This window comes from Aquipuribacter sp. SD81 (assembly GCF_037153975.1).
GTDB lineage: Bacteria > Actinomycetota > Actinomycetes > Actinomycetales > JBBAYJ01 > Aquipuribacter.
Window position 1 is genome coordinate 54,392 of the sequence record NZ_JBBAYJ010000005.1, and the last position, 25,501, is coordinate 79,892.

Genomic DNA, 25,501 nt, shown 5'->3' on the forward strand with positions numbered 1-25,501 from the left:
CCCTCACCCCGCGTCCCGCACGACGATGCGCGTGCGCCCGACGTGCACGGTGTCGCCGACCTCCAGGGCCTGGTGCCCGACCTGCTGCTCGGAGCCGTCGGGGTCGCCGGCCGCGGACACGTACGTGCCGTTCGTCGACCCGAGGTCGAGGACCGACAGGACGGTGCGGCCCGCACCGGGCTCCACGCGCAACTCGGCGTGCCGGCGGGACACCCCGGTGTCGTCGAGGACGATGTCGGCGTCCGAGCCGCGCCCGACCGTCGTGACCGGGCCGGTGAGCACGTAGGCGCGTCCGTCGACCTCGATGACGGGGCGTCCGGCGGTGCTCGTGCGGCTCGTCGCGGGCGCGACCGCGCCCTTGACCGTCTGGCTGCCGACGTCGAAGAGGCCGACCTCGAGGTCCTCGTCGCGGTCGAGCACGACCGTCACGGGGCCGACGAAGGCGTAGCGCTGCTTGTCGGCGTGCTCCATGACCGCGGCGGCGAGCTCGTCGGACAGCGCGTCCTCCCACTCGGCGAGCCGGTCGTGGTCCTCGCCGGACAGCGTGACGGTGAACGCGTTCGGCACCAGCGTGCGGCCGCGGCCGAGGACGGCGGCCCGGTCGTCGAGCTCGCGGCGCAGCGCGGAGGCGATCTCCACCGGCTGCACCTTCGACTTGAAGGTGCGGGCGAAGACGCTGCTCACGGCGCGCTCCACGCCCTTCTCGAAACGGTCGAGCAGACCCACGGTCGGTCCACCTCCTCCCACTGTGTGCTGGTTCGTGCGTGCCGGTGCGAGGGCACGACGGCGCACCGGGGCACGCCCGGCCGCTTCGCACAGTACCGGCGGGGGTGCCGGGCAGCAGCACGCGCGGTCCGTCGCAGGGGGTGCGTCGGTGTACTCTCGTCGCTGCGCGCGAGTGGCGGAATAGGCAGACGCGCACGGTTCAGGTCCGTGTGCCCGAAAGGGCGTGGGGGTTCAACTCCCCCCTCGCGCACGCGCAGCAGGCCGGGGCACCGAGGTGCCCCGGCCTCTCGTCAGTCCTGGCGCGGCCGAACGACTGGGGACCTGCCAGTGAGGGCGGCGACTACGAGCCCTGCGGCGTGTTCCGGGGCCTCGTGCTCCCACACCCTCAGGACGTCCCACCCGAGGTCGCGCAGGACCCGGGTCGAATCGGCGTCCCGCGCTTGGTTGGCGGCGATCTTGGTGGCCCACCACGCGCTGTTGCTGCCACCCGGGCGGGTCCCGTGCGCGGGGCAGCCGTGCCAGAAGCACCCGTCGACGAAGACAGCAAGACGCCTGCGCGTGAAGGCGATGTCGATCGTGCGCCGCCGCTGACCCGGGATCGGGTAGGCGACGCGGTACCGCAGCCCCTGGGCGTGGAGCAGCCGCCGGAGCTCCAGCTCGGGACGGGTGTCCCTGCGCCTCAGTCCGCTCATCCGACGCGAGACGTGCTCGGCTGCCCCGCCGGGGTGGGCGGGGACGGCTTGTGGCACCGTCCGTGGTGGGCAAGGGTCCATGCGTCGATCCTCGTGGAGCACCGTGCGGACGTCGTGTCCACAGGCGACGTGGCAGCACTCCATCCACATCCGCCGCCGCGTCGCCTTCTCACGGTGGCAGGTGTTAGCTAAGCTCTGAGCTATCACCATAACGAGGAGAGGGGGCTGCGGTGGGTCGCCCAGTCGGAACGGCACCATCGGTCGTCAGGCCCGCCAGCGGAGGGCGCGAGAGCGCCCCCTTCACTTTCGTCGACCTCTTCGCCGGCATCGGCGGCTTCCACGCCGCCCTGTCGGCACTCGGCGGCAGGTGCGTCTACGCATCGGAGATCGACCTGGCCGCGGCGCGCGTGTACGAGCGCAACTGGGGTCTTGCGCCGGCGGGTGACATCGTCGAGGCGACCGAGCAGCGGATGGACGTGCCGGAGCACGATGTCCTCGTCGCAGGGTTCCCCTGCCAGCCATTCTCGAAGTCAGGCATGCAGCGGGGCATGGACGAGGCGCGCGGCACGCTCTTCTGGAACATCTTGCGGGTCGTCGAGGAGCGCAGTCCCTCTGTCGTCCTGCTGGAGAACGTCCGCAACCTCGCGGGCCCACGTCACCGGCACGAGTGGCACGTGATCATCAAGTCGTTGCGCCAGCTCGGCTACCGTGTCTCCTCGGCGCCGGCGGTCTTCTCACCGCACCTCCTCCCGCCGGACCAGGGGGGGCGCCCGCAGGTGCGCGAGCGGGTCTTCATCGCCGCGACACGGGTCGAGGACCTCGACGACGCCTGGACCGACATGCCTCCCGTCGTGACGCCTCGGGCAGAGGGTTGGGATCCCTCCGTGTGGGACATCGAGGACTACCTCGACCCTGAGGGGTCCACGGTCACGCCGGCGACCAGGATGACGGCCGCCGAGGTGCGCTGGGTGTCGGCGTGGGACGACTTCGTCCAGTCCTTGCGACGCGCGGGCGAGCTGCGGCTGCCGGGGTTCCCGATCTGGGCGGACGAGTTTCGGCTTCCTGAGGACCTCGTCGTCTCCATGGTGACGCCGACGTGGAAGGCCGGCTTCTTGCGCAAGAACGCTGTCCTGTACGCCCGCCACCGCGACGTCATCGACGCGTGGCTGGACCGCTGGGACGGTTTGGAGGGGTTCCCGCCCTCCCGTCGCAAGCTCGAGTGGCAGGCACAGGACGCGACCTCGCTGTGGGACACCGTCCTCCACTTCCGCCCCTCGGGCATCAGGGCCAAACGGGCCACCTACCTGCCGGCCCTCGTGGCGATCACGCAGACGAGCGTCGTTGCCTCGCGTCGTCGCCGGCTCACGGTTCGCGAGGCCGCGCGGCTGCAGGGTCTTCCCGAATGGTTCGACTTCGGGGACCAGCGTGACGCGGCGTCGTTCAAGCAGCTCGGGAACGCCGTCAACGTCGGGGTCGTGCACCACGTCCTGAGGCAGCACGTGCTGCGAGACGCCGACCTGCTGGGCACGAAGAGCCCCCTGGTGCGGGCCGCCGCAGAGGCGTCGCCGGACCCCAGCGCCTTGCTGGACGCACACCGAGGTCGAGGAGGGCACCTGGAGGCGTCCTGATGGCGCGAAGACCTGCCAGTAGCGTGCGGCCATGGCGAGGGAGTACGGCGTCGAGTATCCCGAGCGGCCGCTGATGGCCGTCCTGTCCGACCTTCTCGGAATACGGCACTTCAGCACCAGCAACGGCGGCACCGTCCGCAGCGACTTCCTGGGCGCGGTGCTGGAGGCGCTCGCGGGGGACGCGCGGACCGTCGTCGGGAAGGACGCACTGCTGGTCGCATGCATCGAGGCGGCGACGAGGCAAGACTTCGACCCACGTCTGCGCAGCCCAGGTGACACCGTCACCAACGCGGCACTCCAGGCGATGGTCGACGGCATTCTCGAGCACGGCGTCCCGGGGCGGCTCGACGCGCGCGGACCTGTGGACAACCCGACGGAGGGGTCTGATGTCGAGGCGGGCGTCACCTTCGACCCGGGCCTCGTCGGTGACCAGCGCGACCGACGCCTCGCGGAGCAGGCCGCACGCGAGGGCCAGGACCGTTTCCGGACGGCAGTCCTGGACGCGTACGGGCAGGTCTGCGCCATCACGGGGACGGACGCGGTGCGTGCGCTCGAGGCAGCCCACATAACGCCGTACCGAGGTCCCGCGACGAGCGTCGTACCGAACGGGATATGCCTGCGTGCAGACGTCCACAGGCTCTGGGACGGCGCGCAGCTCGCGGTGGACGAGAACACGTTCACGGTCCTGCTGGGGTCTGCGGCTCGTGCATCGACGTACGGGGAGCTGCACGGGGCGCGGGTCCGGACTCCCCGCCTGCGCCGCGACCGCCCTTCACCGCTCGCCCTCAGGAGCCACCGCGAGTGGTGCGGCCTCTAGGCCTGCCACGTCCCGTCGCTCCGGTCGGGTGAGTCCGGTCGGTGTGCCGTCACCCGCTCACGGGGTGGCCGCAACTCCCAGCGGTACCGTCCCCGCCTCCAGCCGCCTGCCCTGCGTCGTCTCCACGACGACGTCGAGCGCCGGCAGCCACCCGACCTCGCCGAGCCGGGCCACGAGGTCCCCGAGGTCCGGCGGGTCGGCGGGGGTGCGCACGCTCACGACCAGGTCCGTGCCGACGACCTGCACGTCCGTGACCTCGGTCTGCGCGGCCGGGGCCGCCCACTCCTCGGCGACCGTCCGGGCTCGTGCCGTCGCGACCTCGAGGTAGACCGCCAGCCCCGTGTTGGCCGCGAGCACCGTCGTGACCACGACGAGCAGGCCGCCGATGGTCGCCCACGCCCGGCGCCGGCCGCGTCGCTCGGCGCGGCGGCGGACCTCCAGCGCCGCGAAGACGAGCGTGCCCGCGAGCACGAGCGCGAGCAGGTTCGACACGAACAGCAGCCCGGCGCCGAGGGCCAGGTCGGTACGGCCCTGGCCGAGGCACACCCCGACGACCGCGAGCGGCGGCACGAGCGAGATCGCGATGGCGACGCCCGGCAGCACGGCGGCCACGTCGCGCCGGGCCAGGCCCACCGCGCCGGCGAGCCCGGTCGCGAGTGCGGCGACGAGGTCGAGCAGGCCGGGTGAGGTGCGCCCGGCCACCTGGCTGTTGCCGACGAGGTCGTAGACGTCGGGCAGGGTGAGGGTCGAGGAGGCCCCGACCCCGACCACGAGTGCGACGCCGAGAGCGACGGTGAGCAGCGACCGCAGCATGACGCGGCGCTCGATCCGGGCGATGCCGAGGGCCGTGCCCATGATCGGCGTCGACAGAGGAGCGATGATCATGGCGCCGATGACGGTCGCCGTGGAGTCCGAGAGCACGCCCGCCGTCGCGATGACGGCCGACAGCAGGAGCATCGTCCAGAAGGCCGAGCGCTTGCTGCTCGCGTCGCCGTGGGACAGGTCGAGGTCGCCGGACAGCTCGTCGAGGCTGCGCCGCTGCTGCGGGGGCAGCACGAGGTCCGTCGCCGTGGTCCGCCACGTGCGTCGCGGTCCCGCCGCGCTCATGCGGGGCAGCGTGCCACCGAGTCGGACGTGGCGGAACAGGCGACCCGTCACGGTCGCGGTCCCGGGACCGGAGGTGAGGGGCGACAGCCGAGTGCGGGACGCAGCGGAGCCCCCGACGGGTGCGTCGGGGGCTCTGCTGTCGGGGGCGGGCTCAGCCCGCGGTGCTCACGGCTCGAGGGTGGCCTCGATGTCGGAGAGCTCCTGCGTGGCCTCCGGGTCGAACTCGATCTCGGTCTCGGTCTCGGTCACCTCGACCTCGACCTCCTCCTCGTCGGTCTCCGTGACGGTCGCGGTCGGCTCGACGGTCACCACGTCCTCGACCACCTCGGTCTCCGTCTCGGTCGAGACGTCGGTGACCTCCTCGACGACGGTGCCGTCGTCGACCTCGTCACCGCAGGCGGCGAGGCCGAGGCCGAGGAGGAGCGCGGTTCCGAGGGCGGCGGGTGCGGTGCTCGTGCGTGTCATGGTGGCAGCTCCGATCTGTCGGGTGCGGGCTTCCACCTAGAGGGCTACCCGCCCGAAAAAGCCCATTCGTCCCAGACGATCACGAGGGTGTAACGGTCGGGTCGAGGTGCCCCGGGCTCCGGCGGTCACCGGTCTGACGCGCCTCGTCCCGGGCCGGGTCTCAGGCCGGGTCGGCGCCCGACGGGGCCGGCAGGGGCGGCGCCACCGGGTGCGGGCCCGGCACCTCGACGACGGCGCCGTCCGACGGTCCACGGCGCTCGGCCGGACCCGTGCCGGCGGCTCCGGCGGCGTAGGCGGCGCTGAGCCGACGGTAGGGCCGGCTGAGCAGGGCGGCCGTCGTGAGCAGGAGCCCGAGCAGGCCGGACACGACGAAGACGAGGGCGATGCCACGGTCGGCGCCGGTGCCGAACCAGCCGCCGACGAGGTCGGCCGCCGCGCCGTCCGTCATGGACGGGATGACGACGAGCTCGGTGAAGGGCGCGACGAGGAAGGCGGTCAGCGGGGACGCGGCCAGCTCGACGCTCTGGGCGAAGCCGAACACCCGGCCCTGCCGCTCGTACGGCACGACGCGCTGCAGGACCGTCTGCTCCGCGGCCTCGGCGAACGGCATGAGCAGCATGAACACGAGCATCCCGGCCGTCAGCAGCACGATGGACGAGCGCATCGGGAAGACGATCGTCACCGTCCACAGCACGACGTTGACGAGCAGCAGCGTCCGCACGGGGTTGCTGCCGAGGCCGACCTTCGCCGCAACGAGCCCGCCGACGATGACGCCGGTGCTGAGCGCACCCCACAGCAGCCCCCACACCTGCACCGAGACCAGCGACAGCCCGTATGCGTCCATCAGCGCCATGAACGCGCCGCCGAGCACGTTGTTGACGCACGAGAAGACGATGAGCGCGGGCAGCCCCGGCACGCCCCGGACGATTCGCAGCGTGCCGCGCAGGTCGACGCCGTGACCGGCGTCGCCGGCCCGCGTCCGCACGAGGGCGGGTTCGGGGACGTCGACCCGGGCGAGGTGGACGATCGACGCCCCGAGCACGACGACGCCGAGCAGCAGGACCGATCGCATGCCGTCGAGGCCGACGAGCAGCCCGCTGATGACGGAGGTGACGAGGAAGCTGACGCCCGTCGCCGTGCCGACGAGGCCGTTCGCCCGGTCGCGGACCGGTTCCGGCACGAGCAGCGTGACGAGCGTCGGCATGGTGATGGTGCGGAGGTTGCCGGTGATGACGCCGAGCATGAGGAGCACGACGAACCCCCACAGCACGGGGCTCGCCGGGTCACGGAACAGCTCCGGCGGCGTCAGCAGGTACACGGCGAGGCAGACCGCGTACACGGAGAGCGAGGCCGCGGCCGAGGCCTGCATGACGACCTTCTTGCGGTGGTGGTCGACGAGGCTGCCGAACCACACACCGGTCAGCGACGTCGCGGCGAGGAAGATGCCGGCGATGAGGCCGGTGGCGAGCACGGAGCGCGTCTCCAGGTAGACCCAGAACGTCACCGCGAACCACATGGTCGCGTTGACCACCGCCACGACGGTCGTGCTCGCGAGCGCGTGGGCGAACACCCGCTGGCCGCCCTCGCGCAGGTCGAGCCGCGGTGCGGCCGCCCCGGTCTCCTCGCTCACGGGCCCTCCTCGTGCGTCGGCGTCAGGTCGGCGTCCGTGGGGTGGACCGCCGGGCGGGCGCGGACTCATCGCGGCGCGTCCGACGGCCACCCTCGACCTTCTCGACGGTCCCTGCCGTCGCCGTCGTGCCAGACTCCGCGCGGGGGACGGCGAGGGGCGCCGGTTCCCGGAGGGGGAGCCCGTGACCAGCACCGTCCTGCCCGTCGTGCGCGCCGGGGCGCTGGCGGCCACCGTCGTCCTGCTCGCCTCGTGCACGCTCTCGTCGGGCGAGGAGGGGCCGACCTCCGACGAGGCCGCACCGGCCACCGCCGAGCAGGGCGCCGCCGACGCGCGGGCGGGCGGGGTGGCGGACACCGTGGACGTCGTCCTCGCCGCGGCCGGGACCGACGAGGTGGCCGTGACCGACGACCTGCCGGTGGTCGCGACGCGCGCGGCCGAGGACGCGGACGGCGCGTACGAGGTGGACCTCAACGGCGTGGCGGTGCGCGGCGAGCTCATGACGGTCGTCTTCACGCTGCGCGTCCAGACCGTCGCCGGTGGCTCCTTCACCGTCAACAACCTGTTCGACGACGGCCGGTCGGTGGACGGCCCGGGCGGCCCGTCCTACTTCAGCACGGACGGCGTCTACGTCCTCGACGGAGCGGAGGGCACCCGCCACCTCGCCGCCTACGACTCCGGGGGACGGTGCGTCTGCTCCGACGCCCTCAACTCGGTCGCGGGGCTGCAGGAGGGGTCCAGCGTCGTGCTGACCACGACGATGGCCGCCCCGCCGGAGTCGACGAGCACCGTCGACGTCGTCATCCCCGGCGTCGGCGCCTTCGCCGACGTCGCGCTCGAGCGGTGAGCCGGCCCGCTCGGCGCCACCGCTCCGGTCCGGTCGGCGCCGCCGCCGGAGCGACCGGCCTCCTCGGTGTCCTCCTGCTCGGTCAGGGTGCGGTCGCCGCCACCTCGCCCGAGGTGGCGCCCCTGGTGGCCCGACCACCCGCCGTCGCCTCCGGCGACGGGGTGATCGCCTCGGTCGACGCGGCCGCCGTCACGGTGGACGGCGTCATCGCCGAGGTCGTGCCGCGCACCTCTTCGGAGGACGGCGCCCTCGAGCAGGAGGGCACGAGCGACTTCACGCTCGCGGGCGACGTCTACTTCGCCTTCGACTCCGCCGACCTCGCCCCGCGGGCCGCGGGCGACCTCGCGGCCGTCGCGGCGCAGCTGAGCGAGGCGGGGGTCGAGGACGTCCTCGTCGTCGGGCACACCGACTCCATGGGCTCCGACTCCTACAACCAGGAGCTGAGCGAGGCGCGGGCCGCCGCCGTGGTCACGGCGCTCGAGCCTCGGCTGCCGGGCGTCACGCTCACCGCCGAGGGACGCGGGGAGTCCGAGCCCGTCGCGGAGGAGCGGACGGAGACCGGTGCGGACGACCCGGAGGGGCGCGCGCTCAACCGTCGCGTCACCATCAGCCCGGCGGGGTAGCGCGACCCGGTCGTCACCGTCCGTCGAGCGCGGAGGCGAACGGCGAGGCGTAGCCGGCGGCACCCGACAGCACCCGGTCGACGTCGTCGGCGTCGAGCGCGGCCGGGGTCCCGGCCCGCTCGACCGCCCGGACCGTCGCGCCGAGCAGACGCACGTCGCCGGGGGAGGCGATGGCGGCGACCCCCGGCTCGGCGAGCGCGAAGGCGACCGCCGCGTCGACGTGCTCGGGGTCGTCCCACGGCTCGTACCAGGTGGTGTACGTGTGCTCTGCGCCGTCCGGCCACAGCCGGCGCGAGACGGTCTTGATCGTGCGCAGCCCCACGTCGCGGGCCTCGCAGTCGGCGACCAGGCCGTGGAACTCGGCGGCGTAGTCCGGGCGTCGGGCCAGCAGGTGGTTCCACGGCGACAGGACCGTGTCGAAGTCGTGGCGTCGCAGCGCCTCACGGTGCACGGCGGGCGCGGCGTGTCCGTGGCCCGTGATGCCGACGAAGCGCGTGAGCCCCTCCGTCTGCGCCCGCAGCACCGCCCCGAGCGCGCCCGAGGTCGCCGACCGCGGACCCGTCACCTGGTCGAGCACCTCGGTCTCGCCGACGGCGTGCACCTGGAGCAGGTCGACCCGGTCGACTCCCAGTCGGGCGAGCGAGCGCTCGATCGACGCCCACGCCGCCTCGTAGCCGCGCTCCTCGACCTTGGTCGCGAGGAAGACGTCCGGCGAGGAGAGCCGGTCCGCCCACGGCCGCAGCCGCTCCTCGGACGCGCCGTAGCTCGCCGCCGTGTCGAACGACGTGATGCCGGCGTCGAACGCCTCCTGCACGGAGGCGTCGGCGGTGTCCTGGTCGACGTCGGACAGCATCGCCGCGCCGTACACGAGCACGGACCCGTCGAACCCGGTGCGACCGAAGCGTCGTCGCTGCATGGCAGCCACGGTCCTCCCGACCGCGGAGCCGCGCCACCCATGCGGGCCACTGGTGTTGCGCCACATCATCTGAACGTGTTCAACTGAACGTGTTCAGAAGGAGGTCGCCATGCCCGACACCCGGTCGCCCGTCGCCGACGTGCTCGACCCCGACCTCGAGGCCCGGCCGTGAGCCCCGCGACCGGCGACCCGGCCGCGGTGGCGGTCGCGCTCGTCGTCGCGCTCGGCGCGGTCGTCCTGCTGCCGCTGGGGCTACGGCTGCTCACCGCGCCCGGCCTCGCGCCGCTGGCCCGGGTGTGGCCGCTGCTGGGCCTCGCCGCCGCGGCCGCGCCGTGGCTGCCCCGCGGAGCCGTCGCGGTGGCGCTGGCGTCGGCCTACCTCACCGCGACCCTCGCGCTCGCCGGCTGCGGCCTGACCCGCGCGCTCACGTGGTGGCGCCGCGGTCGACCCGGGCCGCTCACCACCGAGGTGGCCGTCCTCACCGCGCTCGGCACCCCGAGCGCCGGGGCGCTCGCCCTGGTCGCCGAGCGGGCGGGCGTCGAGCTCTTCGGCTTCGACCTCGCCGTGCTCGCCCTCACCGCGCCGCACCTGCACTACGCCGGGTTCGTCGCCGCCCTCGTCGCCGCCCTCGTGCACGCCGAGGTGGGCGCGTCGCGCTGGGCGCGGTTCGGGGCGTGGACCGTGCCGGTCGGCACGCTGCTCGTGCTCGGCGGGTACTTCGTCGGTGACGCCGCGGAGCTCGTCGGCACGGTGGTGCTGACGGCCGGCACGTGGGCGGTCGCAGCGCTCGTGCTGTCGCGGCTGGACGCACTGGCGCCCCGGCGCGGCGCCGTCCGGACCGCCCTCGTCGGGTCCGTCGCCCTCCTGCCCGTCACCATGCTCCTCGCCCTCGGCTGGGCGGTGACCCGTGTGGCGGACCTGCCGTGGCTCTCGGTCGAGGCGATGGTCCTCACGCACGGGCTCGGCAACGCGCTCGGCCTGGGGTTGTGCGGTGTCCTCGCGTGGTACGCCCTGCGGCGGACGGCGGCCCCGCTGTGAGCGCCGGACGGTCCGGGCCGACCTACGAGCCGGTCGGCTGCACGGAGGCGGTGCTCGCCGGCGGGCCGTCGCCGGCCGGCATGCGGTCGCTGCACGTGGTGCGGGCCCTCCGTGCCGTCGCCTTCGAGGAGGCGGCGCACCGGCTGCTGCGCTGGCAGGTGCACGAGGCCGCCGGGGTCCGGGTGCACCGTCCCGCCGACCCGGTGGTGCTCGGGCAGCACGTGACGACGCTGCTCGGCGTCGGACGCCTCGCGCTCGCCGCACCGTGCGAGGTGGTGCGCGTGTGGGACGGGCCGGACCTCGCCGGGTTCGCCTACGGCACGCTGCCCGGGCACCCCTTCGCCGGCGAGGAGGCGTTCGTCGTGCGGCGCACCGCCGACGGCGTGCGGTTCGAGGTCGTCGCCGCGAGCCGCCCCGCGACCTGGTGGTCGGCGCTCGCCGGTCCGGTTGCTCCTCTCCTGCAGGGCGCGTACGCCCGGCGCCTCGCCCGAGCGGCGGACCGGGCGTGAGCGGGCCGTGGGACCTGCCCGGGCCGGGGTGGGGCCGACCGCGCGTGGGGTCCCGTCTGCTCGGGCGGGCGCTGCTCGAGGGCCTGGTGGCCGGGCTCGTCACCGGGGCCGTCTCCGGGGCCGTCTCCGTGGCCGCGATGCTGGGTGACGGGTGGTGGTTCGCCGGCGACCTGGTCGACGGCTTCCTCACCCTCGGGGACGTCCTGGCCCTCCTCTGGGTCCTCGGTGTCGGCGGCCTGGTGGGTGGCGCGTTCGGGGCCGTGGCGGGAGTGGCCGGCGGCGCGGTCGCGGCGATGGTCCTGGGCGCGGTGTGGTCGGTCTGCGGCCGCGACTGGTCGCGGGTACGTCCCGCGCTGCCCGTCGCCCTGGTCGTCGGGGGGTTGGGCGGTGGTTCCGGGCTGCTGCTGCTCGGGTCGCTCCCGGCCGCTGCCGGCCTCGCCGTCGTCGCGGGCCTGGGCGGTGCCTGGCGCGCTGACCGGGCGGTGCGCCGCGTCCGAGCCGTCGGGACGCTGGCGTGACGCCGCGGCCGGCTGCCGCCTCCGCCCCCGCGGCGGTTCGCTGCCGCATCCCGCGGCGCCGGCACCCTTCGGGGTCGCTGTGGTCGACGACGCGGCGCGGCGCTGCCCGCGTGGTGCGGTCGTGAAGCCGGCAGGCGACGGGCAACCGCGGCGCCGGCCCGACACGGCTGGGCCATGGGTCCGGACGACGGGCTCCGACGCCGCCACCGGGTGGACCCTCGTCGGGGCCGCGCTGTGGGACGGCATGGTCTGGGGGGCCACGCTCGGCGCGGTGACAGCGACCGTCCTCGGGTTCCCGTACCTGCCCTTCGCCGTGCTCGGCGCGGTGGTGGGGTGTCCGGCGGGGCTGGTGGGTGGTGCGGTCGCCGCGGCCGTCCTCGGGGTGGTGTGGCGGATCGCCGGGCGCGACTGGACGCGGGTGCGGCCGTCGCTGCCCGTCGGGCTGGTGCTGGCCGCCGCCGTCCTGGCCACCCTGTGGTGGTGGGAGCCGGTCGTCGCCCTCCCTGTCGCCGTGTCGGCCGGTGCGCTGGCGGGGTGGCGGGCGGAGCGGGCGCTGCGACGTCTGCGCGCCGCCGTGTCGGCCGGGTGACGGCGGCGCCACCGCCATCGCGGCACACAGGAGGCCGAGGACGACCGCGAGCGCCCGACACGGGACTCGGGTGTGCCGCCGTGGCGGCGGGCCGCGACGGCGAAGGGCGCCTAGGGTCGGCACCGTGGCGGGCGGGTCCTCCAAGGCGCCGGCGGTCGAGATCGACGTCGACGGCCTCACCGTGCGCCTGTCGAGCCCGGACCGGGTCTACTTCCCCGAGCGCGGGGAGACCAAGCTCGACCTGCTCAACTACTACCTCAGCGTCGGCGACGGCATCGTCAACGCGCTGCGCGAGCGCCCGTGCATGCTCCACCGCTTCCCCAAGGGCGTGGCGGGGGACAAGGTGCACCAGAAGCGCGTGCCCGCGGGCGCCCCGCCCTGGGTCGAGACGGTCCGCGTGCACTTCCCGCGGTGGAACCGCACCGCCGACGAGCTGTGCGTCACCCACCTCGCGCAGGTCGCCTGGGCGGTGCAGATGTCGACCGTAGAGTTCCACCCGTGGAACAGCCGCCGCGCGGACACCGAGTCGCCCGACGAGTGGCGCATCGACCTCGACCCGGGCCCGCTCAGCGACTGGGGGACGGTCCGGCGCGTCACCCGCGTCGTGCACGAGGTGCTCGACGAGCTCGGCGCCGTCGGGTTCCCCAAGACCTCCGGCGGCAAGGGCCTGCACGTCTACGTACGCATCCCGCCGACGCACGGCTTCACCGACGTGCGACGGGCCGCGCTCGCCTTCGCCCGCGAGGTCGAGCGCCGCGCCGGTGACGACGTGACGACCGCGTGGTGGCGCAAGGACCGCGACCCGTACGCGCTGTTCGTCGACTACAACCAGAACGCCCGCGACCACACGATCGCCGCGGCGTACTCGGTTCGCGGGAACGCCGTCGGCACGGTGTCGACGCCGGTGCGCTGGGACGAGGTCGACGACGTCGAGCCCGACGACTTCACCATCGCGACGGTGCCGGCGCGCTACGCCGAGCTCGGCGACCTGCACGCCGACATCGACGACCACGGGTTCGACCTCGCGCCGCTGCTGGAGTGGGCCGAGCGCGACGAGCGGGAGGGCGCGGAGACTCCGCCGGAGCCCGACTAGCGCCCGTTCGAGACCGACAGTGGTTCAGGGGACCTGCACGCCGGAGCGGAGAGCGTCGATCTGCTCCATGCGGAGTCCGGCCACGGAGCCGTCGAACCTGCTGATGCGCGCCGCCAGGTCAGCGGCGTTGCGCGAGAGCGTCTCGGTGAGCCGAAGGCGGGACGTGGGGTCCCACGACCGCCCCAGGCTCCTGCCCGCCCGGAACGGCCCCATGAGCACGGGGTCGTAGTCGCACCTCACGCCCGCCGCCTCGTCCTGCCACAGCTCGTCGCCGAAAGGACCGCGGTGGGTGACGTCGAACAGCACACCGATGTCTCGCGCGTCCTTGTCGGTGAGCTCCTGGCGGTAGCCCCAGGCGATCACCTTCAGACCGATCATGTCGGCGAGCTGCGGCACGCACACGACCAGGTCGTCGACGACCACGCGCTCGGCGCCGGCGACTGCCTCGCGCATACCCGTGACGTCGAGTGTCACGCCGGGTGTCGTCTCGACGATGCCGTCCGTCTCGAGTCCGCCGTAGGGGATGACGTCGACCTCGAACCCGAGCACCTTCACGACCGAGTCCCGCGGCCCGGCCCCCAGCGCCGTCAGCACCCGCCGATACTCCTGCAGCGTGTCGACCAGAATCGTCACGTCGACGTCCAGCGTCACCGCGACGCGGTTGACGTCGGCCACGCAGAGCGCCCAGTAGTCGCGCGCGAAGGAGCCGATGACGGTCGGTACCGGCAGGACGGTCGTCAGGGCACGCAGGACCTCCACGGGGAGGACCTCCGCGGCCGTTCTCACCTGAACGAGTCGAGGTAGGCGGGCAGCAGGGCACGGGCGGCGTCCACCTCACGTGGTTCGAGACTTCCCAGGCCGTCTGCGACAGCAAGGAGCTCGGGCACGTACCTGCTGACCTCGGTGGGCTTCCAGAACTGCTCGCGCAGCTCGACCTCGAACACGTGCGCGGTGCCCTGATCACGACGAGGAACGAGCTGAGCGTGCCGCCGCAGCTCGTGCCAGGGCGGATGACCGAAGACGACGGTTCTCGCCGGCAGCAGGTCGGCTCCGTAGTGGCGCAGCGCCGCTCCGCCGCTGAGAAGCCCTCCGTCGAGCGGCGCATCCTCCTTCCACCACCACTCGGGTGGCGGGCCGGAGAAGACCGAGCGCTGCAGGCGCGGTTGCAGCACGAGTCGGTAGCCGTCGATCCAGTCCTCCACCATGCGGGGGACGTCCACGAGGGCTCGCGTGGGAGATGCGGTGACGAAGCCGGCGCGTGTGAGGCCGGCCATGGCGTTGACCACGCTGCCCTTGGAGACGCCGGCTCGCTGGGAGAGCTGCTCGTACGGCACGTGCAGAGCGTCCGGGTCGACCAGGAGAGTGAAGGCCACACGGAGCCCGGACTTGGTAGCCATGGGCAGGTCGTTGCCCGCCGTCGCGCCGCCAGGCGGTTTGCGGCCCTCCACCTGCACGAGCAGTCCGGGTAGCCGTAGGTGGGCGTTGCCCCCGCTGTCGAGGTACTGGATGCCGGCGGCCCGGTACCTCTCACCCGTCGCCCGGCTCACGTGATGCACCCCGAGCACCAGTGGGCCGAGATGCTGATGTCGGTTCCGCCAACGCTCGAGCTCGGCTGGCCCCATCGGGTTGGTCGAGGTGCGCGCCAAAAGCGGGAGCCGTCGTTCGCCGTCCACCACGGGGACGACGACATACAAGTCCACGTCCGACTCGTGCGCCTCCTCGACCGTGAGTCCGAGCGCCTCGACCGCTGATGCCAGCCGCTCGGTCAGATTTTGCACATGGTCAACGATAGTGGCCGACTGGTCCAAGTGACCCGTCCTCGACCGACCAGGCGTGCGCCGGCGATCGCTGCGTCCGGCTGCGGCAGGCGGCGTGCTCGGTGCGTGGCTCGCCCAGCAGGCGCCTCCGGCCGTGGCAGGCCTGACGGTCGCGATCCTCTGCGAGGGAGGTGATGACCACGACCGTGGGACCTGCCGACCCCGCAATAGCTGCTGACCGGGGTGAGGCGGGCGCCGTTGATGTCGAGGTCTACCCATGTCTGCACGCGCTGCTAGACACTCGTAGAGAAGGCACGACACGCCGATGGCCTTCTCTACGGAGTTCTGCGACGACGGCTAGACGGGCGCATACCGTCCTCGCATGGACCCCGTCCGCAACCCCTACGCGCCCGGCGCGGGCCAGCGCCCGCCCGAGCTCGCCGGCCGCGACAGCGAGCTCGAGGCCTTCGAGGTGCTCCTCACCCGCGTGGGCCGGGGCCGGCCCGAGCGGAGCATCGTGCTGACCGGGCTGCGCGGGGTCGGCAAGACGGTCCTGCTCAACACGCTGCGCTCGCAGGCCGTCCGTCGCGGGTGGGGGACCGGCAAGGTCGAGGCCCGGCCGGGGCAGTCGCTGCGCCGCCCGCTCGCGGCGGGCCTGCACCTCGCGGTCCGGGAGCTCGGGGCACCGGCGAGCGAGACCGAGCACGTGCTCGGGGTGCTCAAGTCCTTCGCGCTGCGCCACAACGACGCCGACGCCAAGGTGCGCGACCGCTGGCAGCCGGGCATCGACGCCCCCGTCGTGCCGGGTCGCGCGGACTCCGGCGACATCGAGATCGACCTCGTCGAGCTGCTCGTCGACATCGGCGGGCTCGCGGGCGACTGCGGCAAGGGCGTCGCGGTGTTCCTCGACGAGATGCAAGACCTCGGCACCGACGACGTGTCCGCCCTGTGCGCGGCCGCGCACGAGATCAGCCAGGCGGGCCTGCCGTTCGTCGTGGTCGGTGCCGGTCTGCCGCACCTGCCGGCGGTGCTGAGCGCGAGCAAGTCCTACAGCGAGCGGCTGTTCCGCTACGTCGGCATCGGGCGGCTCGCGCGCGAGGCCGCCGACCGCGCGCTCGCCGCGCCGGCGAAGGAGGAGGACGCCGAGTTCACCCCCGACGCGCTCGACGCGATGTACGAGGCGACCGCCGGCTACCCGTACTTCGTGCAGGAGTACGGCAAGACGGTGTGGGACGTCGCGACCACGAGCCCGATCACCGCCGACGACGTGCGGGTCGCCGTGCCGCGCGCCGAGTCCGAGCTCGCGGTCGGCTTCTTCGGCTCCCGCTACGAGCGCGCGACCCCGGGCGAGCGGGAGTACCTGCGCGCGATGGCCGACGTGCTCGCCGAGGTCGAGCAGGCCCACGACGGGCCGGGCGACCCGGACGAGGCCGTCCCGACCGCGGCCGTCGCCGCCGCGCTCGGCCGCAAGCCGCAGTCGCTGTCGCCCGCCCGCGACGCCCTGCTCAAGAAGGGGCTCGTCTACAGCGCGGAGCGCGGGCTCATCGCGTTCTCGGTGCCGCACTTCGGCCGGTACCTGCGCCGGCAGGACGCCTGACCGACGGCGCCCTCGGCGACCGGTAGGACCCGGCCGGCGAGCCCTACCCTGGGGCGGTGCCCCTGCCGCCCGTCCGTCGCCGTGGGACGGGCGAGCCGCTCGTGCTCGTGCACGGCCTCGGGGCCACGTCGGACTGCTGGCGGCCGGTGCTCGACGACCTCGCTCGACACCGTGAGGTCGTGACGTTCGACCTGCCCGGCTTCGGCGCGCAGGCCGCGCTGCCCGGGCGCTTCGCCCTGGCGGCGCTCGTCGACGCCGTCGAGGACGTGCTGCGCCGCGAGCGCCTGCTCGGCGCCGACCTCGTCGGCAGCTCGCTCGGCGGGGAGGTCGTGCTCGAGCTGCTGCGGCGCGGCCACGGCCGCCACGTCGTGTCGCTGGCGCCGAGCGGGTACTGGGGCCCGCTCGGGCGGGCGTGGTTCCTGCTCGTCGCGTGGACGGCGACCGCCCTCGTCCTCGTGCTCCGCTCGGCCGTGCCCGCGGTCGTGGGGGTCGCGGCCGTCCGGGCGGTGCTCCTGCAGCCGCTGTCCCCGCGCCCGCACGCGCTGGACCGGGACCTCATGACGACCGCGGCCCGCCACTTCGGCACGACACCGGCGTTCCTGCCCGGGCTGCGCTGGATCGCGCGCCGCCGCGACCCGGTCCGGGTCCCGGCCGGAGCCTCCGCGGGGCGTCGGGTCACGCTCGCGTGGGGCCGTCGCGACGGGCTGTGCCTGCCGCGACAGGCGCACCGCGCCGCCGTGGCGGTCCCGGACGCGGTGCTGCACTGGTTCGACCGGTCGGGGCACCTGCCCCCGTGGGACGAGCCGGCCGCCACGGTCGACCTGCTGCTCGCGGCGACGGGCGTCGACGCCGACGGGCCCGGTGCGGTCAGCGCGGCGAGCCCCCCGTCTGCACCCCGTCCACGAAGTACCGCTGGCCCAGGAAGAACAGCAGCACCATCGGAAGGGTCGTGATGACGCTCGCCGTCACGACGATCTCCCACTGGAAGTTGCCGCTGCCGACGAACCGGTCGAGCAGGATCTTCAGCCCGAGCGGGATCGTGTACAGCGCCTCGTCGCGCAGGTAGATGAGCGGGCCGATGAGGTTCGTCCACGCCGCCTGCACCTCGAACAGCAGCGTGAGCACGATCGCCGGCTTGCACATCGGCAGGGCCATGCGCCAGAAGATCGTCCAGTTGTTCGCGCCGTCCATGCGCGCCGCCTCGAACACCTCACGGGGCAGGCCGAGGAAGAACTGACGCAGCAGGAACACGTAGAAGGCGCTGCCGAACAGCCCGCCCGCCCACAGCGGCACCTGCGTGTTGACGAGGCCGACGGCGTCCCAGATCAGGTACGTCGGGATCATCGTGACGGCACCCGGCAGCATCATCGTCGCGAGCACGAGCCCGAACAGGACGCCCCGCCCGCGGAAGCGGAAGTACGCGAAGCCCCACGCGACGAGCGCGCTCGACACGGTGACCGACACCGCCGCCAGGGCCGTCACCACGAGGGTGTTGACGAGCCACAGCGCGACCGGCGCCTCCTGCCACACCGTCACGTAGTTCTGCAGCGTGAAGGTCTCCGGCACGAGCCGGTTGTCGAAGATCTGGCTGCGCGGCTTGAACGACGCGCTCAGCAGCCAGACGAACGGGTAGACGAACAGCAGCGTGACGAGCGACAGCGACGCGATCACGAGGACGCGCCCGACGACGCGCCTCGCCTTGTGACGCTCCGGTCGGCGCGCGGGCGTGCTGATGCTCTCCACGACCTCGCGGCCGGAGGGCAGCCGGCCGGGCAGCGGCGCCGCACGCGGCGCGGTCGCGGTCACCGGTCGCCCTCGTAGTACACGAGCTTCCGGGACACGACGAGCTGCACGGCGGTGATGGCGAGCACGACGAGGAACAGCAGCCACGCCAGCGCCGAGGCGTAGCCCATGTTGAAGAACTGGAACGCCTGCTGGAACAGGTAGATGGCGTAGAACAACGCGGCGTCGTTGCCGTAGCCCCCTGTCGACCCGAAGTAGGCGGTGTACGCCTCGGTGAAGGTCTGCAGGGCGCCGATGGTGTTGACCACGACGAGGAAGAACAGCGGGCCGCTCACCAGCGGGGTCGTGACGTGCCACGTGCGCCGCCAGAAGCCGGCCCCGTCGACCTTGGCGGCGTCGAGCAGCTCGCTCGGCACGTTGCGCAGGGCGGCCAGCATGATGAGGACGGACCCGCCGACCGTCCACAGGCTCATGAGGACGAGGCCCGGCTTGATCCAGAACGAGTCGGTCGTCCAGTTGGGGCCGTCGATGCCGAACCAGCCGAGGGCGACGTTGAGCAGCCCGTTCTGCCCGTTGAGGAGCAGGAGCACGAGCACACCGACCGCGACGGGCGGGGTCATGCGGGGCAGGAAGAACGCCGTCCGGAAGAAGCCGGTGCTGCGGCCCGCCTTGTCGAGCAGCAGCGCGAGCGCGAACGCGAGCACGACGTAGGTCGGCACCTGCAGGAGCGTGAAGACCACCGTGTTCCCGAGCGCGAGCCGCACGTCCGGGTCGTTGACGAGGCGCACGTAGTTGTCGAGGCCGACGAACGTCGGGGCGTTGATGACGTCGTAGTCGGTGAGCGACAGGTAGAGGCTGTAGCCGATCGGCCACGCCGTGAAGACGAGGAACCCGATGATCCACGGGCTCATGAAGGCGAGCGCGGCGAGCACGGCCCGTCGCCGGGCGCGGCGCTGGCCGGGCCGCAGGGGCGGGCGGTCGGCCCCGCCGCCCCGTCGCAGCAGGCGGGGCCCGAGCGCGCGCAGGTCGGCCGGCGTCGACGGCGGGCGCTCGGCCCCGACCGCGCTCACCCGTCGGCTCCAGCGCTCGGCGACACCTCCGCCGGGTCCACCGGGTCCTGCGACACCTGGGCGGGGTCGCCGCCTGCGCTGTCCCACTGCTGCCACGCCTCGTCGAGCGCCGCCTGGGCCTCCTCCTGGGCGCGGGCCAGGGACTCCGCGGGCTCCGCCTGGCCGTTGAGCACCCGGTTGACGCCGTCCTGCCACGCCTGGGTGAACTCGGCGTCGGCCGGGTTGGCCGGCAGCGAGAACGTGTTCTCGTTCGCGGTGTACGTCGCCTCGATGCCGCCCTGCCACGGCTGCTCGGCCTCCTCGACGAGCTCGCGGATCTGCTCGTCGGCCTCGCGGTTGCCGGTGAGCAGGCCCGTGAAGGGCTTGCCCTCCTCCTCGCGGACGGCGATCCGGGCCTCGGCGGCGGCGAGCCAGCTGTCGACCTCCGTCATGGTGACGGCGTAGCGGCACGCGGCCTGCGGGTTCGCGCTGCCCGTCGGGATCGCCCACGAGCCACCCGAGGCGTAGGCGATGGCCTCGCCGTCACGGTCCTTGAAGGTGTCGAAGACGACGGGTGCGTCGGGGGACACGTCGTTGAGGACGTTGATGTACCACTGCTCGATCGGGAACGCCCCGAGCGTGTTCGAGGCGAACTGGTTGCCGGCCCCGAAGAAGTCCGACGCGTCGCGCAGCGCCTGCACGTCGCCGAAGCCGCCCTGCCGCTCCAGCACCTCGACCGCGAGCTCGAGGGCCTCCACGGCGGCGGGGTCGTCGAGCTGCGCGGTGCGGCCGTCCTCGCTGATGAGCTCGGCGCCGTTGGCCCGGGCCCACAGCGGGAAGAACTCCGGCAGCTTGCTGTCGTAGCCGATCGCGTCCGGACCGGCCGCCTCCTTGAGGGCGTCGGTGGCCTCGGGGATGGCCTCCCAGTCCGAGCCGTCGACCTGGGGGATCTCGACGCCCGCCTCCTCGAGCAGGTCGGGGTTCGCGGCGAGGACCTGCACGACGTTGAACTCGGGCAGCGCGTACACCTCGCCGTCGAAGGTGACCTGCGACAGGGCGCTGTCGACGTACTGGCCGGTGTCGACGCCCTCGCCCTCGAGGCAGCTGCTGAGGGGCCGCAGCACGCCGCGTGAGGCGAACGAGCCGATCTGGCTCCGCGTGCTGTAGATGAGGTCGGGCGAGTCGCCGCTCGCCACGGCCGTCAGGAAGCGCTGCGGGTCGAGGCCGCCCTCGACCAGCTGGACGTCGACGTCCGACAGCGCCTCCTGCGCCCGTTCGGCGCGGGTCTCGGCGACCTCGTCGCTGAGCCCGAAGCCGAGGACCTCCAGGGTCCCCGTGACGTCGGACTCGGCGTCGTAGGTCGCCGCGTCGGTGGCGCCCCCGCCCTGGCCCTGGGCGCACGCGGAGACGGTGAGGGCGCCGACCACGGCGACGCAGACGGGTATCACACGGCTTCTCACAGTGGACCGCTACCCACGAGAAGCGCTTCTCACACACCCCGACCGCCCGAAATCTTCGCGGGCGAAGAGTTGGGCGACCACGCACCGGTCGGCGGCGGTGCTGCGGGAGGGCCGGGCCCGCCGAGGGTGTGCCGAGCGGGCGCGCCGGGTACGGCTGCTGCCATGAGCGAGCGCGACGAGCTGGACCCGGCCGACGACGGCGACATGACCGACCGCGACCCGGTGTCGAGCAGCGCCGAGGGCGACGCCGACCCCGGCAGCGCCGCGCTCGACGAGGCGGGCAGCGGCCACGCCGGTCAGGACACCGACCGCGCGGTCGAGGGCCGGCCGGAGCACCCCGAGGGTGTGGGCGGCGAGCCCTTCGCCGCGCACGGCCCGCCGCCCGAGGCCGCCGACGACGAGCCGGTCACCGACGCCGCCCCGGTCGACGACTGACGCGCCACCGGCCCCGGGAGGGGCAGGCGGGCGTGAGGGCGTGCGGGGTCGCGCCGCCGGACCTCAGCCGCGCCGCAGGTCGCCGAGCAGCTGCGTGAAGGACGGCGCGGCGTCGAACTCGTCGACGACCTGCTTGGGGTCGCGGGCGGCGACGAGGTCTGCGAGCTCGCGGGCCGCGCGCTCGACGCGCGAGGCGAGGGCGCCCGCCGCCTCACCGTCCCCGCCCCAGTCCTCGCTCGCGGCGAAGACGCCGGTGGGCACCGTCAGGGCGCGCAGGTAGCTGAACAGCGGGCGCATGGCGTGCTCGAGGGCGAGGGAGTGCCGCGCGGTCCCCGCCGTCGCCGCGAGCAGCACGGGTGTGCCGTCGAAGGCCGCCTGACCCAGCAGGTCGACGAAGCCCTTGAACAGGCCGGTGTAGGAGCCGGAGTACACGGGCGAGGCCGCCACGACCCCGTCGGCGGCGAGGACCGCGTCGAGGTCGCCCTGCAGCGACGTGCCCGCGAAGCCGGTGAGCATCGCGTTGGTGATGTCGTGCGCCCGCGGGCGAAGGTCGAGGGTCGTCACCTCGGCGGCGACCCCGCGCTCGCGCAGCGCGGCGAGCGTCGCCTCGCCGAGGGCGTCGGCGAGGCGGCGCGTCGCGGACGTCTCGCTGAGGCCGCCGCTGACGACGACGATGCGTCGGGTCACGCGGACACCTCCTCGTCCTCGTCGTGGGTGAGGGCCGCCCGGGACTCGTGCGCCGGGCGCTCGGGCAGGCCCTCGGCCTCCTTGCGCGCGAGCAGCGAGGCGTGGGTCGGGGCGTCCGGCACGTGGGCCGGGCGGCCCTTGGCGAACTCCTCGCGCAGCACCGGCAGCACGTGCTCGCCGAGCAGGTCCATCTGCTCCAGCACAGTCGTGAGCGGCAGGCCCGCGTGGTCGAGGAGGAACATCTGCCGCTGGTAGTCCCCGACCACCTCGCGGAAGGACAGGGTCCGCTCGATCACCTGCTGCGGGGAGCCGACGGTCAGCGGGGTCTCGCGCATGTACTCCTCCAGCGACGGCCCGTGCCCGTAGACCGGGGCGACGTCGAAGTACGGCCGGAACTCCCGGACGGCGTCCTGGCTGTTGGGCCGGACGAACACCTGCCCGCCGAGGCCGACGACCGCGGTGTCGGCGGGGCCGTGGCCGTACTCCTCCCAGCGCTGCCGGTAGAAGCCGACCATCCGCCGCACGTGGGAGGACGGCCAGAAGATGTTGTTGTGGAAGAAGCCGTTGCCGTAGTACGCGGCCTGCTCGGCGATCTCCGGCGAGCGGATCGAGCCGTGCCACACGAACGGCGGCACCCCGTCCAGCGGACGGGGGGTCGAGGTGAACCCCTGCAGCGGCGTGCGGAACTTGCCCTGCCAGTTGACGACGTCGGTGCGCCACAGCCGGTGCAGCAGGTCGTAGTTCTCGATCGCGAGCTGGATGCCGTCGCGGATGTCCTTGCCGAACCACGGGTACACCGGGCCGGTGTTGCCGCGGCCGAACATGAGGTCGACGCGCCCGTCCGACAGGTGCTGGAGCATGGCGTACTGCTCGGCGATGTGGACGGGGTCGTTCGTCGTGATGTGGGCGATCGACGTCGAGAAGACGAGCCGCTCGGTCTGCGCCGCGAGGTAGGCGTGCATCGTGGTGAGCGCCGACGGCACGAACGGGTGGTCGTGGTGCTCACCGAGCGCGAAGACGTCGAAGCCGACCTCCTCCGCCTTCTTCCCGATCGCCATGAGCGCCTTGATGCGCTCGTGCTGGGTCGGGGTCCGTCCGGTCGTCGGGTCGGGCGTGACGTCGCCGACGCTGAAGACGCCGAGCTGGATGCCGGTCACGACTTCCTCCTGAGGTAGTTGACGCTTCTACCGACTCTGAACGCCGGGGCGCGCGCGCCTATGCCCATCAGGAAACCGCTCGACGGCGCGACCCGCGCGCGGGACAGTGTCGCCCGTGTCGGCGACGGCCCTGCGCGAGCTGGACGCGCGCCTGCACGAGCAGGCGGCGACCGACGGGCTGTCCGGCACCGTCCTGCTGACGGTCGACGGCGAGACCCTCCTCGAGGGCTGCTACGGCCTCGCCGACCGCGCCGCGGGGGTCCCGGTCACACCGCGGACCCGCTTCGGCACCGCGTCGCTGTCGAAGATGTTCACCGCCGTCACCGTCCTCGACCTGGTGCGCGAGGGTCTCCTCGGGACCGGCGCCCGCGTGGTCGAGGTGCTGCCCCCGGCGCGCCGGCCGACGACGCTCCACGACGACGTGACCGTCCACCACCTGCTCACCCACACCTCGGGCATCGCGGACTACGCCGAGGAGGACGCGGGCACCCCCGGCTTCGTCGAGGACTACGGGGCGCTGTGGCACGACCTGCCCTGCTACCGGATGGAGCGCCCCGACGACTTCCTCCCGCTGTACGGCGACCGGCCGCCGTACCGCGTGCCCGGGGGCCGCTTCCAGTACTCCAACGCCGGGTTCGTGCTGCTGTCGGCCGTCGTCGAGCAGGTGACCGGCCGGCCGTTCACCGAGGCGGCGACGGAACGAGCCCTGCGGAGGGCCGGCATGATGGACAGCGGCTACCTCCGCAGCGACGAGGTCCTCCCCGACGTCGCGGTCGGCTACGTGCGCCGGGCGGACGGCACGTGGCGCACCAACGTCTTCGACATCCCGGTGGTGGGCGGCGGCGACGGCGGGGCCCTCGTCACCGCGCGCGACGTGGACCGCTTCCTCACCGCCTACGACGACGGGACGTTGCTGGGCGACCTGCGCGACCTCGCCCTCACCCGGCACGTCGAGGTCCCCGACGACGCCCCCGGCTACTCGATGGGCTACGGCGTGTTCCTGTACCCGGACGGGCGGTTCGGCCACGGGGGCGGCGACCCGGGCGTCGACGTCCTCGCCCAGCGCTGGCCCGAGCAGGCGGCCACCCTCGTGGTCCTGTGCAACGTCGAGGAGCCGGCCGCCGACTGGCGCGCCGCCGTGCTGGAGGCGTGGAGCGCCTGACTCAGCGCACGTGCCCCGTGTCGTTCCACTGCTCGACGGCCCGGTTGCCGTGCTCGTGGCCGAGCCGGCAGAGCGCGGCGGTCCCGAGGACGAAGCGGCGGCCCTCGACCGCGGGCAGCTCGAGCCAGCGGGCGGTGAGGACCCGGAGCAGGTGACCGTGCGCGACGAGCACGACGTCGCCGTCCACCTGCTCGACACGGGCGATGACGCGGTCGGCGCGCTCGCCGACGGCCTCCACGGCCTCGCCGTGCTGCAACGGGTGCGTCCAGACGGTCCAGCCGGGGACGTCCTCGGCCATCTCCGGGGTGGTGCGGCCCTCGGCCTCGCCGTAGTCCCACTCCAGCAGGTCCTCGACGAGCTCCGGCTCGCCGAGGCCCGCGAGGCGGCACGTGTCGACGGCGCGGCGCAGCGGGCTGCACAGGACGGCGGCGAAGGAGCGACCGCGCAGCGCCTCACCGGCCGCGCGGGCGTGCTCCTCCCCGGCCGGCGTCAGCTCGACGTCGGTGCGGCCGGTGTGCTTCTTGTCGCGGCTCCACTCGGTCTCGCCGTGGCGGAGCAGGGTGACGGTGCGCTCGTCGGCCATACGGTCATCCGACCGGTCCGACGCCCGCGGCGCCACCTGGGCCCGAGGGGCCGCCGTGCGGGCGGCGGCCCCTCGGCCGGCGGTCGCCGGGTCGGCGGCCCCTCAGGCGGCCTTCTTCAGGCGGACGGCCTGCTTCGCCCGGCCGAGGCGGCCCTTCGCCTGCGGCTCGGGGCGCTGCTGCTGGCTCTGCTGCGCGCCGAGCGCGACGATCGCGCCGGTGAGCACCGGCGTGGCCCACTGCAGGACCTTGAGCTGCTGCTGCGAGCTCGCCACCTCGTAGGGCGTGCGGCCCTCGGGCTCCGTGCTGCCCTCGACCGGGACGTGCTCCTTGCCGACCCTGGCGCCGAGGACGCCGCTCCACGCGGTGGTCGCCACGGCGGCGGCGGTCAGCAGGGTCTTGACGACGGTGTTGGCGGTGACGCCCTTCTGCTGCGCGACGCGGTCGCGGTTGGCGAGGACCAGGCCGAGCCCGCCGACGGCGTGCGCGGCGACCGCGACGACCTGGAACGGCGACCACTTGGCCCAGCCGGCCGCGGCGGTCGAGAGCTTCTCCTCGCGGTCGGTGGTGTCCGCGGCGCCGTTGACGCCGACGGCGCCCATGAGGCTGCCGCCGAACCAGGCGGCACCGCCGAGGTCGTGGAGGGTCTGGGAGACGTACGCGGGACGAGACATGGGC

At 73.8% G+C, this 25,501-nt stretch carries 28 protein-coding genes and 1 tRNA gene; 14 read left to right on the top strand and 15 right to left on the bottom strand.

The features are described from left to right. Positions 1 to 3: 3 nt before the first annotated feature. Positions 4 to 726, bottom strand: coding sequence for a DUF3662 and FHA domain-containing protein (locus tag WAA21_RS04230; protein WP_336921511.1), 723 nt, complete (start codon positions 724 to 726; stop codon positions 4 to 6). A 166-nt stretch (positions 727 to 892) separates the two neighbouring features. Between WAA21_RS04230 and WAA21_RS04235 the strand changes: the two genes are divergently transcribed. Then, positions 893 to 976 (top strand) — tRNA-Leu (locus WAA21_RS04235). A gap of 40 nt (positions 977 to 1,016) precedes the next feature. On the opposite strand, the gene WAA21_RS04240 is transcribed toward WAA21_RS04235, so the two are convergent. Further along, positions 1,017 to 1,676, bottom strand: coding sequence for a very short patch repair endonuclease (locus WAA21_RS04240; protein ID WP_336921512.1), 660 nt, complete (start codon positions 1,674 to 1,676; stop codon positions 1,017 to 1,019). Between WAA21_RS04240 and WAA21_RS04245 the strand changes: the two genes are divergently transcribed. Next, positions 1,649 to 3,046, top strand: coding sequence for a DNA cytosine methyltransferase (locus WAA21_RS04245; protein ID WP_336921513.1), 1,398 nt, complete (start codon positions 1,649 to 1,651; stop codon positions 3,044 to 3,046). The genes WAA21_RS04240 and WAA21_RS04245 overlap by 28 nt on opposite strands. A 31-nt stretch (positions 3,047 to 3,077) precedes the next feature. Beyond that, positions 3,078 to 3,863: an HNH endonuclease gene (locus WAA21_RS04250; RefSeq protein WP_336921514.1), complete on the top strand. Its 786-nt coding sequence runs from the start codon at positions 3,078 to 3,080 to the stop codon at positions 3,861 to 3,863. Positions 3,864 to 3,920: 57 nt separating this feature from the next. Here the strand turns inward: WAA21_RS04250 and WAA21_RS04255 are convergent, their stop codons facing one another. From WAA21_RS04255 to WAA21_RS04265, 3 genes are all read right to left on the bottom strand, one after another. Continuing rightward, a complete protein-coding gene (locus WAA21_RS04255; protein ID WP_336921515.1) occupies positions 3,921 to 4,970 on the bottom strand; it encodes a DUF389 domain-containing protein in 1,050 nt (349 codons plus the stop codon). 165 nt (positions 4,971 to 5,135) lie between these two features. Then, the gene (locus WAA21_RS04260) at positions 5,136 to 5,435 is read right to left on the bottom strand and encodes a hypothetical protein (protein WP_336921516.1); all 300 of its coding nucleotides are present in this window, start codon (positions 5,433 to 5,435) and stop codon (positions 5,136 to 5,138) included. A gap of 160 nt (positions 5,436 to 5,595) precedes the next feature. Then, a complete protein-coding gene (locus WAA21_RS04265) occupies positions 5,596 to 7,065 on the bottom strand; it encodes an MFS transporter (protein WP_336921517.1) in 1,470 nt (489 codons plus the stop codon). 181 nt (positions 7,066 to 7,246) lie between these two features. Between WAA21_RS04265 and WAA21_RS04270 the strand changes: the two genes are divergently transcribed. Next, a complete protein-coding gene (locus tag WAA21_RS04270; RefSeq protein ID WP_336921518.1) occupies positions 7,247 to 7,909 on the top strand; it encodes a hypothetical protein in 663 nt (220 codons plus the stop codon). Then, positions 7,906 to 8,532, top strand: a complete 627-nt coding sequence (locus tag WAA21_RS04275; protein ID WP_336921519.1) for an OmpA family protein — start codon at positions 7,906 to 7,908, stop codon at positions 8,530 to 8,532. The genes WAA21_RS04270 and WAA21_RS04275 overlap by 4 nt, the downstream gene beginning before the upstream one ends. A 13-nt stretch (positions 8,533 to 8,545) precedes the next feature. Here WAA21_RS04275 and WAA21_RS04280 read toward each other — a convergent pair whose 3' ends face one another. Further along, positions 8,546 to 9,448, bottom strand: a complete 903-nt coding sequence (locus WAA21_RS04280) for an aldo/keto reductase (RefSeq protein WP_336921520.1) — start codon at positions 9,446 to 9,448, stop codon at positions 8,546 to 8,548. 168 nt (positions 9,449 to 9,616) lie between these two features. Between WAA21_RS04280 and WAA21_RS04285 the strand changes: the two genes are divergently transcribed. The 5 genes from WAA21_RS04285 (at position 9,617) to ligD (ending at position 13,195) form a co-directional block, all read left to right on the top strand. Then, entirely contained in the window at positions 9,617 to 10,486 is an 870-nt protein-coding gene (locus WAA21_RS04285) for a YndJ family transporter (protein ID WP_336921521.1), read from the top strand. Further along, on the top strand, positions 10,483 to 10,995 hold the full coding sequence (locus WAA21_RS04290) for a DUF1990 family protein (RefSeq protein WP_336921522.1): 513 nt from the start codon (positions 10,483 to 10,485) through the stop codon (positions 10,993 to 10,995). The genes WAA21_RS04285 and WAA21_RS04290 overlap by 4 nt, the downstream gene beginning before the upstream one ends. Next, positions 10,992 to 11,513, top strand: coding sequence for a hypothetical protein (locus WAA21_RS04295; protein WP_336921523.1), 522 nt, complete (start codon positions 10,992 to 10,994; stop codon positions 11,511 to 11,513). Before WAA21_RS04290 ends, WAA21_RS04295 begins: the two co-directional genes overlap by 4 nt. A gap of 271 nt (positions 11,514 to 11,784) precedes the next feature. Continuing rightward, positions 11,785 to 12,102, top strand: a complete 318-nt coding sequence (locus WAA21_RS04300) for a hypothetical protein (protein ID WP_336921524.1) — start codon at positions 11,785 to 11,787, stop codon at positions 12,100 to 12,102. 124 nt (positions 12,103 to 12,226) lie between these two features. After that, positions 12,227 to 13,195, top strand: coding sequence for a non-homologous end-joining DNA ligase (ligD, locus tag WAA21_RS04305; protein ID WP_336921525.1), 969 nt, complete (start codon positions 12,227 to 12,229; stop codon positions 13,193 to 13,195). A 24-nt stretch (positions 13,196 to 13,219) separates the two neighbouring features. On the opposite strand, the gene WAA21_RS04310 is transcribed toward ligD, so the two are convergent. After that, positions 13,220 to 13,981: a hypothetical protein gene (locus WAA21_RS04310; RefSeq protein ID WP_336921526.1), complete on the bottom strand. Its 762-nt coding sequence runs from the start codon at positions 13,979 to 13,981 to the stop codon at positions 13,220 to 13,222. Continuing rightward, on the bottom strand, positions 13,978 to 14,973 hold the full coding sequence (locus tag WAA21_RS04315) for a type IV toxin-antitoxin system AbiEi family antitoxin (RefSeq protein WP_336921527.1): 996 nt from the start codon (positions 14,971 to 14,973) through the stop codon (positions 13,978 to 13,980). The genes WAA21_RS04310 and WAA21_RS04315 overlap by 4 nt, the downstream gene beginning before the upstream one ends. A 361-nt stretch (positions 14,974 to 15,334) precedes the next feature. On the opposite strand from WAA21_RS04315, the gene WAA21_RS04320 reads away from it, so the two are divergent. Both WAA21_RS04320 and WAA21_RS04325 read left to right on the top strand, forming a co-directional pair. Continuing rightward, on the top strand, positions 15,335 to 16,549 hold the full coding sequence (locus WAA21_RS04320) for an ATP-binding protein (RefSeq protein WP_336921528.1): 1,215 nt from the start codon (positions 15,335 to 15,337) through the stop codon (positions 16,547 to 16,549). A gap of 56 nt (positions 16,550 to 16,605) precedes the next feature. After that, positions 16,606 to 17,502 carry an alpha/beta fold hydrolase gene (locus WAA21_RS04325; RefSeq protein ID WP_336921530.1) on the top strand — a complete coding sequence of 299 codons (897 nt, stop codon included), beginning with the start codon at positions 16,606 to 16,608 and terminating at the stop codon, positions 17,500 to 17,502. On the opposite strand, the gene WAA21_RS04330 is transcribed toward WAA21_RS04325, so the two are convergent. The 3 genes from WAA21_RS04330 to WAA21_RS04340 are packed head-to-tail and all read right to left on the bottom strand — an operon-like array spanning position 17,417 to position 20,789. Further along, a complete protein-coding gene (locus WAA21_RS04330) occupies positions 17,417 to 18,355 on the bottom strand; it encodes a carbohydrate ABC transporter permease (protein ID WP_336921531.1) in 939 nt (312 codons plus the stop codon). The two genes, WAA21_RS04325 and WAA21_RS04330, sit on opposite strands and share 86 nt — an antisense overlap. Continuing rightward, positions 18,352 to 19,362: a carbohydrate ABC transporter permease gene (locus WAA21_RS04335; RefSeq protein WP_336921532.1), complete on the bottom strand. Its 1,011-nt coding sequence runs from the start codon at positions 19,360 to 19,362 to the stop codon at positions 18,352 to 18,354. Before WAA21_RS04335 ends, WAA21_RS04330 begins: the two co-directional genes overlap by 4 nt. Continuing rightward, on the bottom strand, positions 19,359 to 20,789 hold the full coding sequence (locus WAA21_RS04340; RefSeq protein ID WP_336921533.1) for an ABC transporter substrate-binding protein: 1,431 nt from the start codon (positions 20,787 to 20,789) through the stop codon (positions 19,359 to 19,361). The genes WAA21_RS04335 and WAA21_RS04340 overlap by 4 nt, the downstream gene beginning before the upstream one ends. A gap of 174 nt (positions 20,790 to 20,963) precedes the next feature. On the opposite strand from WAA21_RS04340, the gene WAA21_RS04345 reads away from it, so the two are divergent. Beyond that, positions 20,964 to 21,236: a hypothetical protein gene (locus tag WAA21_RS04345; RefSeq protein ID WP_336921534.1), complete on the top strand. Its 273-nt coding sequence runs from the start codon at positions 20,964 to 20,966 to the stop codon at positions 21,234 to 21,236. A 63-nt stretch (positions 21,237 to 21,299) separates the two neighbouring features. Here WAA21_RS04345 and WAA21_RS04350 read toward each other — a convergent pair whose 3' ends face one another. Then, complete coding sequence (locus WAA21_RS04350; RefSeq protein ID WP_336921535.1) at positions 21,300 to 21,923, bottom strand: CE1759 family FMN reductase; 624 nt, start codon at positions 21,921 to 21,923, stop codon at positions 21,300 to 21,302. Then, complete coding sequence (locus tag WAA21_RS04355; RefSeq protein WP_336921639.1) at positions 21,920 to 23,071, bottom strand: LLM class flavin-dependent oxidoreductase; 1,152 nt, start codon at positions 23,069 to 23,071, stop codon at positions 21,920 to 21,922. The genes WAA21_RS04350 and WAA21_RS04355 overlap by 4 nt, the downstream gene beginning before the upstream one ends. Positions 23,072 to 23,195: 124 nt before the next feature. Here WAA21_RS04355 and WAA21_RS04360 point away from each other — a divergent pair, with 124 nt between their 5' ends. Further along, complete coding sequence (locus tag WAA21_RS04360) at positions 23,196 to 24,242, top strand: serine hydrolase domain-containing protein (RefSeq protein ID WP_336921536.1); 1,047 nt, start codon at positions 23,196 to 23,198, stop codon at positions 24,240 to 24,242. 1 nt (position 24,243) lies between these two features. Here the strand turns inward: WAA21_RS04360 and WAA21_RS04365 are convergent, their stop codons facing one another. Together WAA21_RS04365 and WAA21_RS04370 are read right to left on the bottom strand one after the other, a co-directional pair. After that, positions 24,244 to 24,825, bottom strand: coding sequence for a histidine phosphatase family protein (locus WAA21_RS04365; protein ID WP_336921537.1), 582 nt, complete (start codon positions 24,823 to 24,825; stop codon positions 24,244 to 24,246). A 102-nt stretch (positions 24,826 to 24,927) separates the two neighbouring features. Continuing rightward, entirely contained in the window at positions 24,928 to 25,497 is a 570-nt protein-coding gene (locus WAA21_RS04370; protein WP_336921538.1) for a hypothetical protein, read from the bottom strand. Positions 25,498 to 25,501: the final 4 nt, after the last annotated feature.